14 protein-coding genes are annotated in these 13,667 nt (G+C 62.8%); 8 read left to right on the top strand and 6 right to left on the bottom strand.

Translation table 11 applies throughout. The annotated features are described in order from the left end of the window. Nucleotides 1-27: 27 nt before the first annotated feature. From pseI to V0U79_RS07475, 6 genes are read left to right on the top strand one after another with little or no spacing between them, the layout of a single operon-like run. Nucleotides 28-1,101 (top strand): pseudaminic acid synthase, encoded by a 1,074-nt coding sequence (pseI, locus tag V0U79_RS07500; protein ID WP_330198871.1) that lies wholly within the window; start codon nucleotides 28-30, stop codon nucleotides 1,099-1,101. After that, nucleotides 1,094-1,792: an acetyltransferase gene (locus V0U79_RS07495; protein ID WP_330198870.1), complete on the top strand. Its 699-nt coding sequence runs from the start codon at nucleotides 1,094-1,096 to the stop codon at nucleotides 1,790-1,792. Before pseI ends, V0U79_RS07495 begins: the two co-directional genes overlap by 8 nt. Next, complete coding sequence (locus tag V0U79_RS07490) at nucleotides 1,785-2,675, top strand: glycoside hydrolase family protein (RefSeq protein WP_330198869.1); 891 nt, start codon at nucleotides 1,785-1,787, stop codon at nucleotides 2,673-2,675. The genes V0U79_RS07495 and V0U79_RS07490 overlap by 8 nt, the downstream gene beginning before the upstream one ends. After that, on the top strand, nucleotides 2,672-3,394 hold the full coding sequence (locus tag V0U79_RS07485; protein WP_330198868.1) for a WbqC family protein: 723 nt from the start codon (nucleotides 2,672-2,674) through the stop codon (nucleotides 3,392-3,394). Before V0U79_RS07490 ends, V0U79_RS07485 begins: the two co-directional genes overlap by 4 nt. Further along, nucleotides 3,391-4,086, top strand: a complete 696-nt coding sequence (locus V0U79_RS07480; RefSeq protein WP_330198867.1) for an acylneuraminate cytidylyltransferase family protein — start codon at nucleotides 3,391-3,393, stop codon at nucleotides 4,084-4,086. Before V0U79_RS07485 ends, V0U79_RS07480 begins: the two co-directional genes overlap by 4 nt. After that, nucleotides 4,083-4,706 carry a pseudaminic acid biosynthesis-associated methylase gene (locus tag V0U79_RS07475; RefSeq protein ID WP_330198866.1) on the top strand — a complete coding sequence of 208 codons (624 nt, stop codon included), beginning with the start codon at nucleotides 4,083-4,085 and terminating at the stop codon, nucleotides 4,704-4,706. Before V0U79_RS07480 ends, V0U79_RS07475 begins: the two co-directional genes overlap by 4 nt. A 105-nt stretch (nucleotides 4,707-4,811) precedes the next feature. Here the strand turns inward: V0U79_RS07475 and V0U79_RS07470 are convergent, their stop codons facing one another. The 3 genes from V0U79_RS07470 to pseB are packed head-to-tail and all read right to left on the bottom strand — an operon-like array spanning nucleotide 4,812 to nucleotide 7,910. Further along, complete coding sequence (locus V0U79_RS07470; RefSeq protein ID WP_330198865.1) at nucleotides 4,812-6,029, bottom strand: class I SAM-dependent methyltransferase; 1,218 nt, start codon at nucleotides 6,027-6,029, stop codon at nucleotides 4,812-4,814. Further along, on the bottom strand, nucleotides 6,016-6,822 hold the full coding sequence (locus tag V0U79_RS07465; RefSeq protein WP_330198864.1) for a phytanoyl-CoA dioxygenase family protein: 807 nt from the start codon (nucleotides 6,820-6,822) through the stop codon (nucleotides 6,016-6,018). The genes V0U79_RS07470 and V0U79_RS07465 overlap by 14 nt, the downstream gene beginning before the upstream one ends. 2 nt (nucleotides 6,823-6,824) lie before the next feature. Beyond that, on the bottom strand, nucleotides 6,825-7,910 hold the full coding sequence (pseB, locus tag V0U79_RS07460) for a UDP-N-acetylglucosamine 4,6-dehydratase (inverting) (RefSeq protein ID WP_330198863.1): 1,086 nt from the start codon (nucleotides 7,908-7,910) through the stop codon (nucleotides 6,825-6,827). A 106-nt stretch (nucleotides 7,911-8,016) separates the two neighbouring features. On the opposite strand from pseB, the gene V0U79_RS07455 reads away from it, so the two are divergent. Together V0U79_RS07455 and V0U79_RS07450 are read left to right on the top strand one after the other, a co-directional pair. Continuing rightward, nucleotides 8,017-8,796, top strand: a complete 780-nt coding sequence (locus V0U79_RS07455) for a glycosyltransferase family protein (RefSeq protein ID WP_330198862.1) — start codon at nucleotides 8,017-8,019, stop codon at nucleotides 8,794-8,796. 82 nt (nucleotides 8,797-8,878) lie between these two features. Next, nucleotides 8,879-11,632 carry a hypothetical protein gene (locus tag V0U79_RS07450; RefSeq protein WP_330198861.1) on the top strand — a complete coding sequence of 918 codons (2,754 nt, stop codon included), beginning with the start codon at nucleotides 8,879-8,881 and terminating at the stop codon, nucleotides 11,630-11,632. A gap of 112 nt (nucleotides 11,633-11,744) precedes the next feature. Here the strand turns inward: V0U79_RS07450 and V0U79_RS07445 are convergent, their stop codons facing one another. Genes V0U79_RS07445 through V0U79_RS07435 form a run of 3 tightly spaced genes read right to left on the bottom strand, consistent with a single transcriptional unit; the run spans nucleotide 11,745 to nucleotide 13,640 of the window. Next, complete coding sequence (locus V0U79_RS07445; protein ID WP_330198860.1) at nucleotides 11,745-12,191, bottom strand: flagellar basal-body protein FlbY; 447 nt, start codon at nucleotides 12,189-12,191, stop codon at nucleotides 11,745-11,747. Then, nucleotides 12,188-12,520, bottom strand: coding sequence for a rod-binding protein (locus tag V0U79_RS07440; RefSeq protein ID WP_330198859.1), 333 nt, complete (start codon nucleotides 12,518-12,520; stop codon nucleotides 12,188-12,190). The genes V0U79_RS07445 and V0U79_RS07440 overlap by 4 nt, the downstream gene beginning before the upstream one ends. A 1-nt stretch (nucleotide 12,521) precedes the next feature. Then, entirely contained in the window at nucleotides 12,522-13,640 is a 1,119-nt protein-coding gene (locus V0U79_RS07435; RefSeq protein ID WP_330198858.1) for a flagellar basal body P-ring protein FlgI, read from the bottom strand. Between the last annotated feature and the right edge of the window lie 27 nt (nucleotides 13,641-13,667).

Raw genomic sequence — 13,667 nt, 5'->3', positions numbered from 1 at the left:
ACTTTCCCTGAAAGCTGGAAGAGTTGAATGACGAGCCATTCCAACCCGCCCCGAGCCGCCTTTGCGATTGCCGGACGAGAGATCGGCGATGGTCATGCGCCCTATGTGATCGCCGAGGTTTCCGGCAATCATAACAAGGATTTGGCCAAAGCGCTGAAGATGATCGATGTGGCCGCCGAATGCGGCGCTGATGCCGTCAAATTCCAGACCTATACCGCTGACAGCCTGACCCTTCCCAGCAACAAGCCGGACTTCCAGATCACCACCGGCACCTGGGCCGGCTACAATCTGCACCAGCTCTATCAGGAAGCCGCCACGCCGTACGAATGGTTTCCGGCCCTGTTCGACCATGCCAAGGCACGCGGGATCACCGTGTTTTCCTCGCCCTTCGACAATGATGCGGTCGATTTGCTCGAGCGCCTGGATGCGCCCGCGCACAAGATCGCCTCGAACGAGTTCACCGACTGGCCGCTGATCCGATATGCCGCAAAGACCGGCAAGCCGCTCATCCTGTCGACCGGCACGGCCACGCTGGCCGAGATTGACGACACGGTAGCGTTCCTGGAGCGCGAGGGGGTGACGGATTACGCCCTGCTGCACTGTGTCAGTGCTTATCCGGCCCCGATCGAAGCGGCCCATATGCGCAATATCACGGCGCTGCGAGAACGTTTCCCGGTGCCCGTCGGCTTTTCCGATCACACGCTGGATATTACCGCGCCTGTCGTGGCCACATCTCTGGGAGCAGCCATCATTGAAAAGCACTTCGTCCTCGACCGTTCCGAGGGCGGACCGGACAGCTCCTTCGCCATCGAGCCGGATGAATTGCGCCGCCTGTGCGAGACCGTGCGCGATGCCCATGCCGCGCTTGGCGGGCCGCAATTCGGCATGAAGGACGCCGAGACGAAATCGCCCATCTATCGCCGTCATTTCTATGCCACGCGCGACATTGCGGCGGGCGAGGAAATCGGCCCGCACAATGTGAAGGCCATCCGCGCCCGCAAGGGCATTGCCGCGCGAGATTTCGAACGTCTGTTCGGCACAAAAGCGGCCTTGGCGATTCCCGCGCATGAACCCGTCACCTGGGAGGCGGTCGATGAGTGACAAGAAACGGCTCGTCATTTTCGGCTCGGCGGAAATCGCCGAGCTGGCGCACTTCTATTTCAAACATGACAGCGAGCACGAGATCGTCGCCTTCACCGTCGATGACGCCTATGTCGAGGGCGACACATTCAACGGCCTGCCCATCGTGCCCTGGTCGGAAGCCGTCACCCGCTTCCCGCCGGACCAATACGGCATGCATGTGGCGCTCTCCTATATGAAGCTGAACCGGTTGCGGCAGGCCAAGTTCGAGCAGGCCAAGGCGGCAGGTTATTCGCTGGCCAGCTATATCTGCTCGCGATCGGCGACCTGGCCGGACCTGGTGATGGGCGAGAATTGCTTCATCCTGGAAAACCAGACCATCCAGCCAACCGTGAAGCTGGGCGACAATGTCATGCTGTGGTCGGGCAACCATATCGGCCATGGCACCCATATCGGCAGCCATACCTATTTTGCCTCGCACATCGTGGTGTCCGGACATTGCCGCATCGGCGAGCGCTGCTTTTTCGGCGTCAACGCCACGCTGCGGGATTTCCTGAAAGTGGGCGATGAGGCCTTCATCGCCATGGATGCCAGCCTGACAAAGGATGTCGAGGCGGGCTCGGTCGTGCTGGGCGCACCGGCCACCGTGTTCGGGCCGGACGATCCCAAGGGCCGCAGGATACGCAACAATTATTTCGGCCTCGATGACTAGCTGGAGAAAACTCGGCATCGTCATCCGGCCGGATCCGGACACCTGGTGGGGGCGCACGCACGCCATGCTGCCTGCGCCCGAGAACGTCGAGGGGTCGCTCTGGCGGATCTGGTGGGGCGGGCGGAACGATCAGAACCAGTCCCATATTGGTTGGTCGCTGATCGATCTGGAAACGCCCGATGTTGAACTGGAACGCGCGAAAGAGCCGGAGCTGACGCCGGGCCGCCTTGGCAGTTTCGATGATAATGGCGTTCTGCCCTCCTGCGTCATTCGCACCGGCGGCGAGACGCGGCTTTATTATATCGGCTTCAAGCCGGGCGGCACGACGCGCATGGACCTCTATGGCGGGCTGGCCATCAGGCCCGATGGCGCTGACCGGTTCGTGCGCTGGTCGGAAGCGCCGATCATTGAACGCTGCAAGGCCAATCCCTTCATCAATACCGCGCCATGGGTAGTGAAAACGCCCATGGGCTGGCGCATGTATTATGTCGCCGGGGTGGAATGGGTGCATGCCGATCTGCCGCGCTACAACATCCAGATCGCCACCTCCAGGGACGGGCTGGACTGGCAGCGCGATGGCCGTGTGGCGATCGATTTCGAGCCCGGCGAAAACGCTCTGGCGCGGCCCTATGTCTGGCATGATGGCGAGATGTGGCGGATGTGGTTTGCCTCCAAGGGCGAGGCCTACCGCCTGCAGGAAGCGGTCTCGGCCGACGGGCTGAACTGGACGCGCCTTGATCCGCCGGGGCTGGAACCGGGCGAGGGCGAGGACAGCGACATGGTGGAATACGCCGTGGTCCTGACCCATAAGGGCCAGCGCATCGTCTTCTACAATGGCAATGATTACGGCAAGGGCGGCGTGCTCGCCGCGGTGGAAGAATGATGCCTGCTGCCGAAACCGCACCGAAGCGCGCGGCGATCATGCAGCCGACCTTCCTGCCCTGGGTCGGCTATTTCGCGCTGATGGAGGCGGTCGATCTCTTCGTCTTCCTGGATGATGTCCAGTTCGACAAGCGCTCCTGGCAACAGCGTAACCGGATCAAGACGCCCAACGGGATTGTCTGGCTGACCGTGCCGGTGCTGACCAAGGGCCGCCGGGACCAGACCATCGCAGACGCCGAAATCCAGCCCGATGCAAAATTCCCGGACGCGATGTGGCGCACGATCGAGATGAATTTCGCCAGGGCGCCTTTTGCCGATCGCTACCTGCCGGCCCTGCACGACATCATGGCGGCGCACACCAGCCTTGTCGGTGAACTGAACATCGCCATCATCAACTGGATGGCGCACGAGCTCGGCATCGCCACGCCCACTATCCGCTCCTCGCAATCCCCGGTGAGCAGCGCCAAGGCGGACAGGCTGGTTGATCTCTGCCGGGCGCATGGCGTCACAGATTATCTGTCACCGCCGGGCTCGAAAGCCTATCTCGAGGATAGCGATGCGTTCGAGAAGGCCGGAATTGCGCTGGAGTATTTCGAGTACGACCACCCTGAATACACGCAGCTTCACGGCGCGTTCGAGCCCTATATGAGCGCGCTCGACCTCTTGGTGAATGCAGGGCCTGAAGCGGGCACCATCCTTCGCTCGGGGATGAAGACGTGAGCCGGCGTATCGCCATCATCCCGGCGCGCGGCGGCTCGAAACGCATTCCACGCAAGAATATCCGCCCTTTCGGCGGTCAGCCCGCCCTGACCCATATCCTGAAATCTGCCGAGGCGACCGGCCTGTTTGATACGATCCACGTCTCGACGGATGATCCGGAGATCGCTGCGGTGGCCGGTGCCGCCGGCCATCGGCCGGATTTCCTGCGCGAGGCCGCCATCGCTGATGATTTCACGCCGATCCGCACCGTCATGGGCTGGACGCTACGCGAGTATAAAAAGCGCGGGAACTCCTTCGAGACGGCGGCGCTACTCTACGCCACCGCCTTCTTCGTTGAGCCGGATGATATCGCCGGCGCCGTGCGGGAGTTTGAGACCCGCCGCACCCATCCCGTTCTCGCGGTTACGCCGGTTGGCACTGCGATCGAAAAGCTCTTCGTCGAGCAGGGCGGTCTTCTGAAAACCGCTGATGAAGCAAAATTCGCCAGCCGCACGCAGGATCTGACCCCGGCCTTTCAGGATGCCGGTGCGTTCGGCATCTTCTCCGCGCCCAGCCTGCTGGCCGAGGAAGATGGCGCGAAGCCGCTGCACTTCCGGCCCTTCCTTCTGGACCGGCTGAAGGCCATCGATATCGACACTGAAGATGATTGGGCGTTTGCCGAACGCCTGCATGCTGCAAGGAAAAGACAATGAGCTACAAGACCGAGCAGGAAGCCTTCTGGGCCGGGCAGTTTGGCGATGAATACCGCGAGCGCTGCTCGCTGGAACCCGAGCTGGTCGCCGCCCGCACGACTTGCATGGCGCACATGCTCCGAAAGGCTGCGCCCGTGGGTTCAGCCTTCGAGATCGGCTGCAATATCGGCCTCAATTTGATGGCCCTGAACCGGGTTTCGCCGGCCATCGAGATCGAGGCGATAGAGATCAACGCCGAATCCGCGCGCCTTGCCAACGAGCTGGGCGTGGCGAAGGTCGAGAACGCTTCCGTGCTCGAATACCTGCCGCAGCGCACCTATGACCTCACCATGATCTGCGGGGTTCTGATCCACCTCAATCCGGAGGTTCTACCGCAGGTCTATGACGTGCTGTTCTCGGCCTCCAACCGGCACATTTTGCTGTTCGAATACTACAATCCGACGCCTGTCGAAGTGAATTACCGCGGCCATGAGGGCCGCCTGTTCAAGCGCGACTGGGCCGGGGAAATGCTCGACCGGTTCAACGGAAAGCTGGAGCTTAAGGATTACGGCTTCTTCTATCACCGCGACCCGATTGCACGGTCGGATGACGGGACATGGTTCCTGCTGGAGAAGCGGTAGACAGCCGCCGCGCTCGTCGTCACATAAAACGTCGTTTCCCTCCGACTTGATCGGAGGGCCTCAAGAGATCATCCGGTCAAGCCGGATGAAGACGAAAATTTTAGGCTATGCGAGCCGTTCACCGCTGACCGCATCAATCACCGCCAGCGCGTCCCACCCGGCAGCCGAAATCTCCGCGGCGATCTGCGCATTCCAGTTCGGAGAGCAGAGCAGGAAGATGCGCTGGTCCGCCTGAGCCGCTTCATCCGGATGGACGATGGGCGCAGTCAGGCCCGGGAAGGGCGTGCCGATCTTGCTGGGTGATTTGTCCGCGACGAACGTCTTGGCGAAAGCCTGCGCCACCAGAGGCGCGGCCCGCTCGGCGTATTCATTCGCGCCCCAGATGAAGACGCTGGCGTCGCCTGACGGATCGGCCTCGCTGGCCAGTCTGGCGGCGTCTTCCGCTGCCTGCTGCCGCCGGTCGCGATCCGCCTTTGCTTCGGCATAGGATGCCCTGGCCGCCGCCAGCCGTTTGGCGCCACCGGCCAGAAAACCCGCCGACGCCGGTCTCGGCGTTTCCGCCAGTGCGCGATCCGTCAGCCGCGCCACAATGGCCTGCCCATAGGCGACCGTCGGACCGATATCGCCCGCCTGTTCGACGCTCAGCCCGTGCTGTTCCAATAGCTCCCGCAAGGACTCCGGTGTGAAATGGAGCAAATGTTCGACATTCAGCGAATCCTGCGGATGCGTTGAATAATCCGGCACTTCCAGCACCAGCACCCCGCCATCTTTGAGCAGGGCGAGGGCCGAGCGCAGCCATTCCCCGGCATTGATGACATGCTCGAGCACATAATAGGCAATCACGGCGTCGGCGGACTTCGGCGCCACCGAGGCCACGCCGGCCTCAAGGAAACCTTTCTCGACACTGGCGGCCTCATCGGCCTCGACCGGATCGAAGCCAAACGCATCAAAGCCGGCCCTGGCCAGTTCCGCACAGAAGGCGCCGTCATTGGCGCCGATCTCGATGATCCGCCCGCCGGCGGGCACCCGTGAGGCCACCGTCGCGACCCGCTTCTCAGCATTGAAATGCAATTCGCCGCCGCGATGGCCGATATGCGCATCGCGATAATAATCCATCAGGAAGGCTTCATCGGGCCTGTTCAGCGCCTGCACGAAGCCGCATTGCGGACAGGCCGCATCGGTGAAGTCCATGGCAAAATCGGCTGACCGGCCCCGCACCGTGATGTGGCGTTCGCCCAGCACCTCCAGCGCCTCGCAGCCGCACAAATCGCAGGCAGCGGTCGACCAGATGGCCTGGCGGAGCGGGCGGTCAGTGGAGGTCATCAAGCCGCGCCTTTTGCTGGTCGAGCACCCAGGCTGAGAGCGAGGGCGTATAGGTCCGCGTCAGGGATTGCGCCGTCGCCAGATCATTATAGCGAAGCTGCACGGAGATCCGCACCCGCTGCGAGGCATTGAACCCGCTCTTGTGGATGAGGGACTGGTTGAAGATCAGGATCTCGTCATGGCCAACCGCCACAGGCGTCAGATCATTTTCGCCAACCGGCTCGGCGGTCTCGAACCATTCATGTCCGGCCTCATAGGGTTTGAACCCGCACACGCCCTTCCGGTGACTGCCCGGCACGACACCGAGAAGGCCCATATCCGCATCCATGTGGCAGAGCGGCGTCCACAACGTCACCGCATTCGGCGACAGCATGGAATACCAGCTGTCCTGATGCGCGGGCGTCGAGAACTTCGTGTCGTTTGGGCGGTCCAGCCGGATCAGCGGTAGTGTCCCGGCCACCGGGCGCGCCACGCCTGCGCGCCTGACCAGGTCCAGCACGAAAGGCGCATCCAGCATCGAAATGATGGAGGGCAGGGAAGGGAAGACTTCATATAAAGCGCGGGTAACCGCATTGCCGGTCTCGGCGGCATGAACCGCATCCAGGAAGGCATCAAAACCCTGATCTGCCGGCAGGGATGCCAACGCCTCCTCTGTCAGGACCCGCCGTGCAATGAATTGCGCGGTGTCCATCAGGGCATCACGCAGCGCGTCCTTGGCCGCGGCAATGTCGGGATGTCTGACCAGCGCAAACCCGTCGCGCTCGAAATTCGCGAAGGGATCCGCGCCGCTCATGATCAGGCCTGCAGGGATTTCAGCCGTTGCTCGACCAGGCCCTGCAGTGCGCGGGCATCCATGATTTCCGGATTGCTGTCAGAGGCATAGGCGAAGTCCTCGGCGACGGCTTTTGCGCCTTCGGCGAGGTAACGCACACGCATCTCGGCTTCCAGAGCGGGCAGGATGGCATAGCGATCTTCCAGTTCCACCGTCTGGCGGCTGTCATCCATCGGCACCATCACTTCGTGCAGTTTCTCGCCGGGACGGATGCCGATGATTTTGTGCGGCAGGTCCGGGGCCATGGCATGGGCCAGCTCGGTAATCGACATGGAGGCGATCTTGGGCACGAAAACCTCGCCGCCCTTGGCCATTTCCAGGCTGGACAGGACGAAGTTCACGCCCTGGTCCAGCGTGATCCAGAAACGCGTCATGCGATCATCGGTGATCGGCAATTCCGTAGCACCATCAGCGATCAGCTTCTTGAAGAAGGGCACGACAGAGCCGCGCGAACCGATGACATTGCCATAGCGCACCACACAGAAGACCGGACCATTGCGCCCGCCCATATGCTGGGCAGCGGTGAAAATCTTGTCGGACGCCAGCTTGGACGCGCCATAGAGATTGATCGGGCTGGCCGCCTTGTCGGTGGACAAGGCCACAACGCGCTTCACACCGCGCTTGATGCAGGCGCGCACCACGTTTTCCGCCCCCATCACGTTCGTCTTGATGCATTCGAACGGATTGTATTCGGCAATCGGCACATGCTTCAGCGCGGCGGCGTGAACCACGATGTCGACATCGCGCATCGCCATGTCGAGCCGGGTTTCTTCGCGCACATCACCGATAAAATAGCGAAGACAGGGAAAGTCGGCCGGAGAAAACTCCTGCGCCATCTCGTACTGCTTCAGCTCGTCACGGGAAAAGATGATCAGCTTTTTCGGCTTGTACTCGTCCAGCACCGTCTTCACGAAGCGCTTTCCGAACGATCCCGTGCCACCGGTGACCAGTATGGTCTGGCCGTCCAGATCAATGCGGGGCTGGCGGAAATCGCGGCCCGAAAACAGGCCTTCAATATCGGCGGAAGAAAGTGTTGCGAGCGTGGCCATGCAAGGTCCTGACGAATCGATTTTGTCAAAGCTTTGAGTGCTCCGGTTAACGCGCCGTTAGGCGGAAAGCGCGATCCTCTTTCTCCATGACACAAGGGGGATCGCCATGACGCTCGCAGTCATCGTGCAGGCTCGCGCCGCATCCTCCCGAATTCCGTTGAAATTGCTGGAATCCCTGGGCGAGCGCAGTGCGCTATTGCGCTGCATGGATCGCTGCCGCCAGATCGATGGCGCCGAACTGGTCGTCGCCGCCATTCCTGACGGTGCGGAAAATGACGAGATCGCCGAGGAGGCGACAGATGCCGGCTACATGGTTACGCGTGGACCGGAGGATGATGTGCTGGCGCGGGTGGCCCGCGCTGTCCGGGAGGCCAGTGCGGAAACCATTCTGCGTGTTTCGGGTCATCACCCCTTCATCGACCCGCAAATCTGTTCGCGTGTGGTCCATCTGCTGAACGACACGCATGCCGATTTTGCCTGCAATAACATGCCGATGAAATTTCCTGACGGGCTGCAATGCGAGGCTTTTCCGGCGCTGGTCCTGCATGAGGCCGAGCGCAATGCGACGAAGCCTTTCGACCGGGCTTCGGTGACCAGCTGGATCCGCACCCATCCCAGAATGAGGAAAGTAGCGCTGACCGGGCCGGGCAATGGTCTTGAGAACCTGCGCTGGTCGCTGGAAGAACCGGAAGACCTGGATTTTTGCGCGGCGGTCTATGCCGAGCTGGCCGAGCGGGCCCCGATGGTCAGTGCCGCCGAACTGGCGGCGCTCTGCTTGCGCCGTCCGGACATCACCCGCCTCAATGCCGCCCTGGCCCATGCCGAGGAGCCGGTCGGAGAGCCGGAATTCTCCACCCCGCCCATGGCATTGAGCGTGGCGGCGTAAGCGGCGCATTTACCATCAAAATAAACACTTTCCCAATGCATTGAGCGGATACTCCAGGGTCAACTGAGAGGAGTGTCCGCGGGTGAATATCCTGCCCTTCGATTTTTCCGCCCTGGGCGGCTGGTACCAGGCCAAGACGGCAGCCCGTCTTGCCAGCCTGTCGCCGCAAGCCTCGGGCGTGACAGCGGGCACGGACAATCCGGCCGCGCGGCAGGGCGATGGCGTGCTGCCGCCCTGGGATGTGCGCGGGGAAATCACCGGTCTCGACGAGGTCAGCCGCAAGGTGCTGGCCTCCGGCCTGTTCTTCGACAGCAAGCTTTCGGAATTTTCGAATACGGACGCCTCGACCGATATCAAGACGCTGTTTGGCATGCATCAGGGCCTGCGCCGCATGTTCGCGCTGGCCAATGAGGCCGCCGACAAGACCACGATCGACTCGCGCCGCGATTTCCTGAATCGCCGTTTCCTGGAGGGCGTCAGCCAGCTGGACAGTTTCTTCCAGGGTATGGATCTGCAGGGCGTCAACGTGCTGAAGGGCGAGGAATTGTCCAAGGCCGAGTCCGATATCGCCATCAAGCGCGGCCTTTCGGAATACACGACCGGTGTTATCCATTCCGGCACTTTTGATGCCGAAGTGGCCAGCCTGACCGGCGATGTCCAGTTCACCATCTCGGTGAAGAAGTCCGGCACAACGACGGATATAAACATCAATCTCGCCGATATGGGCGCGACAGTGCGCAATCTCGATAACATCGCGGCCCACATCAACACCCAGCTGGAAGCGGCCGGCATGATCTCGACCTTCGAGCGCGTTAAGCTGGGCGAAAAGGACGAGAACGGCATCATTCCGGGCAATGATTTCGGCTTCAAGATTTCCGGTGCCTCGACAGAGGTTCTGACCTTCACCGCTGCGGTATCACAGCCGGCTGTCTATATCGCCGGCACATCCGGCATAGGAGATGATGCCGGCGGGCAGGTGGTCAAGCTGACCGATATTGCCTCCGGTACCCCCACCACCGAATTTACCCGCCGCCTGGAAGCCAGTGCGGACGAGGTCACCACGGTCAATGATGATGGCGAGGAGAAAACTTCCACCGAGGCCAATCCGCTGACCCTGAAAGCCAGCGTACTGGGCGCCGATGGCGCGCTCTATGTTCTGGGCGAGACCAGCGCCGATATTGATGGCCGGATCGTGAAGGGCGAGAGCGATCTGGTCCTGCAAAAGCTGGATTCCACCGGCAAGGTGATCTGGACCCGCACGCTGGGCGCGGCCAGCGAGGCCAGTGGCGCCTCGCTCGCGGTCGATGGCAATGGCGATATCGTCGTCGCCGGAACGGTTCAGGGCGCGCTGGGCGATACCACGGCGGTCGGGGGTACGGACAGTTTCGTGGCCAAGTTCGATACCGCCGGTGTCGAGCAATGGCTGAAGCGTTTTGGCGGCACGGATGATGACAGCCCGACCTCGGTGACGGTCGCCGCGGATGGCACCATCTTCGTCGCTGGCGAGGCGGGGTCGCCCTTTGGCAACCAGACCCATCAGGGTGGCCAGACGGACGGTTATGTCCGCGCCTATGACACGAACGGCACCCTGTCCTGGACGCGCCGCATCGGCGCCACCGGAGAGGAAAGCGCCAAAGCCGTGGCCGTGGCCAGCGATGGCGGATTGCTGGTCGCCAGCGAAGAGGATGGCCGGGCCATCCTGCGCAAGTATGACAGCGCCGACGGCAACAGCGCCGCAGTCTGGGAAATGGATCTGGGCGATCTGGAGAATGGCGCGATCGGTGGTCTGACCGTCGATGGCAATGACATCTATTTTGCCGGTTCGGCCGGCGCCAGCTTTGCCCCGTCCGCCCCGCTGACCGCCCATGCCGGCGGCCGCGATGCGGTGGTGGTGAAAATCACCGACGGTGCCACACCGGCCACGCAGTGGACGCAATTCGTCGGCTCGAACGCTGATGACAGCGCCGCCGCCGTGCAGGTGGTGTCCGGAACGGTCTACATCTCGGGCAAGACGACGGGCGAACTGTCCGGCGCCACCCAGAACGGCACCCGCAATGCCTATGCGGCCTCGATTGATGCCACCACCGGCACTGTGAACTTCGCCACCCAGATTTCCGGACGCGGCGGGATTTCCGAAGCCGCCGGCATTGCCGTGGACGCCGGGGGTGACAGCATTCTCGATGATCTCGGCCTGCCTTCGGGCACGCTCGCTTACGCCGATACGCGCGTTGTGACCGACCGCACCTCGGTACGTGATGGCGATTTTTTCTACATCTCGGTGGATGGCGGGCGCCGCAAAAAGATTACCGTCGATGCCAATGACACGCTGCGCGCCCTGACCTTCAAGATCAACGCCGCCCTGGTGCTGGATGGCGCGGCCGATGTGCGCCGCTCCAAGGAAGGTGATGTCCTGCGCATCACGCCCAAGCCGAATGTCACCGTGGAGCTGTTCTCGGGGACCGAGGGCCGCGATGCGCTGGCCGGGCTGGGCCTGACGGCGGGGGCCGTGACCGGCAAGGAAAGCTTCCTCGACAAGGACAAGACGTCGGCCGCACCCAAGGTTTTCGCGCTCGAGCTCGGCAATGACATGTCACTGGCCAGCAAGGACCGCGCGGCGCTGGCCGCCAAGGCGCTGGAAGAAGCGATGAGTATCGTCCAGCGCGCCTATCGCGATCTGACCACGCCGCAGGCGCTGAAGGATCTGCTCAACGGTGATGGCAAGGGCAACCGCAACGGCACTGTGCCGGCCTATCTCACTGCCCAGATCTCGAACTATTCCGCCGGTCTCGCCCGTCTTCAGGCGGGTAGCGGCGCAAGCGCAACGGCGTATTTTTAAGCCCCTTCACCCTCGAATACTCGCCTCGGCGAGGCTCGCATTCTTTCCCTCTCCCTCGAGGGAGAGGGAAGAGCACGAAATCGCGCAGCGATGAGTGGTCAGGGTGAGGGGCCTAAGCCCTTTGATTCACCGCGATCGCGGGCGTGGACGCGCCCGAGCGCAGCTTCGAGCCCGGGCCATAGCCGGCATCCTTGTCGCGCAGGCGCGCGGCTTCATCGGCGACGGATTTGACGACGCCCTCGGTCAGAACGCGCAGCGCATCAACGGCGCGGCCATTGGCCTCCAGCGCGTTGGTGAAGTGTGCGGTGACATCCTTCAGCTGGATTTTCAGCGCTTCGGGAGCGGCCTCCAGCCGGGCCGGTTCGGCTTTCACCGCCGCGATCTCGCGCCGGTAGATGGTGGCCAGCTTGGACTTCTCGTCCTGGAAGGTGCGCGCTTCCAGCGGACGGCGCGATTCAAACAGGGCGGTTTCCTTCTCGATCAGCTCGGTCAGGCGCGTGGTCAGAAGGATCAGCGCCTCGGCGCGTTCGGCGGGAGAATTGGCAGCGAGCAGGCTCATGCATCGTCCCCTTCCTGATAGCGCAGGATCTCGGCGGTCAGATTGTCAGCCAGGCCCAGCCCGCCCGTGCCGGCCATGACGCGGGCATATTCCTCGTGCAAGAGGCCACGGAAGGCGCTCTCGCCGGCGCCGCCGCCGAACGGATTATTCTCGCCCACGCCCTGGAACATCGCCTCGATCATCTGCGAGATGAAGAAGGACTCGAATTCCTCGGCAACCTGGCGCGCTTCCTCCTCGCTGGAGACCTGGCGCAGCTGCGGCTCGCGGCCGCCGGAGGCACCGGAAAGCGCAGTCGCCAGCTGGGCGTCGGGGGCGAGGAGGTTCTCCATTTTACAGGACCTCGATCTCGGCCTGCAGCGCGCCGGAAGCGGCAATCGCCTGCAAGATGGCAATCATGTCGCGCGGGCTAACGCCGAGCGCGTTCAGCCCGTCGACGAGATCGGAGAGGGAGACACCCTCATCCAGCAAGCCCAGCTGCGTCATGTCCTCTTCCACCGAGACATTGGTGCGCGGCAGAACCACTGTCTCGCCGCCCTCGGAGAAGGGGGCGGGCTGACTGGCAACCGGGCTCTCGGTGACCGAAATGGTCAGATTGCCCTGCGCAATCGCAACGGTGGAGACGCGCACATTCTCGCCCATCACGATCGTGCCCGTGGCCTCGTCGATGATGACACGGGCGGGCAGGTCCGGCTCGACGCGCAGAAGCTCCACCTCGGACAGGAGGGCGACCATGTCGCCTTCATAATAGTCCGGGCGGGTAAGAACGACCGTGGCGGGGTCGGCAGCGCGGGCGGCATCTGAGCCGAGATAATTATTGATCGCCTCGGCGGTGCGGCGGGCGGTGGTGAAATCCGGATTGCGCAGGGCGAGGCGAATGGCCGAACGGTTGGCGATGTCATAGGCGATTTCGCGTTCAACCAGCGCGCCATTGGCGATGCGGCCGGCGGTCGGCACGCCGCGCGTGATCGAGGCGCCATCGCCTTCCGCGGCAAACCCGCCGACAGCGACCTGACCCTGGCCTACGGCATAGACCTGTCCGTCCGCGCCGATCAGCGGCGTGGCAATCAGCGTGCCGCCCTGCAGCGAGGAGGCATCGCCAATCGCCGAGACGGTGATGTCAACGCGCGTGCCCTGCGTGGAAAAGGGCGGCAGATGCGCGGTGACGATGACCGCGGCGGTGTTGCGCGTGTTCAGCGTCGCATCGCGCGTATTCACATCGAAGCGTTCCAGCATTGCCGACAGCGACTGGCGGGTGAAAGCGGCGTTGCGCAAGCTGTCGCCGGAGCCGTCGAGACCGACCACCAGGCCATAACCGACCAGCTGGTTCTCGCGGACACCTTCAACGTCGGTAATGTCCTTGATGCGGGAGTTGGCGTGGGCCGGGGCCGTCAGCACGGCAAGGCCGAGGACGAAGGTAAGGATGGCAAAGGCGTAAGTGGCGCGGCGCATGGTCCGGGGTTCTCCCCAATTTGTTTC

The organism is Hyphobacterium lacteum, assembly GCF_036330345.1.
Classification (GTDB): domain Bacteria; phylum Pseudomonadota; class Alphaproteobacteria; order Caulobacterales; family Maricaulaceae; genus Hyphobacterium; species Hyphobacterium lacteum.
This window is presented reverse-complemented; position numbering and strand designations above follow the sequence as displayed.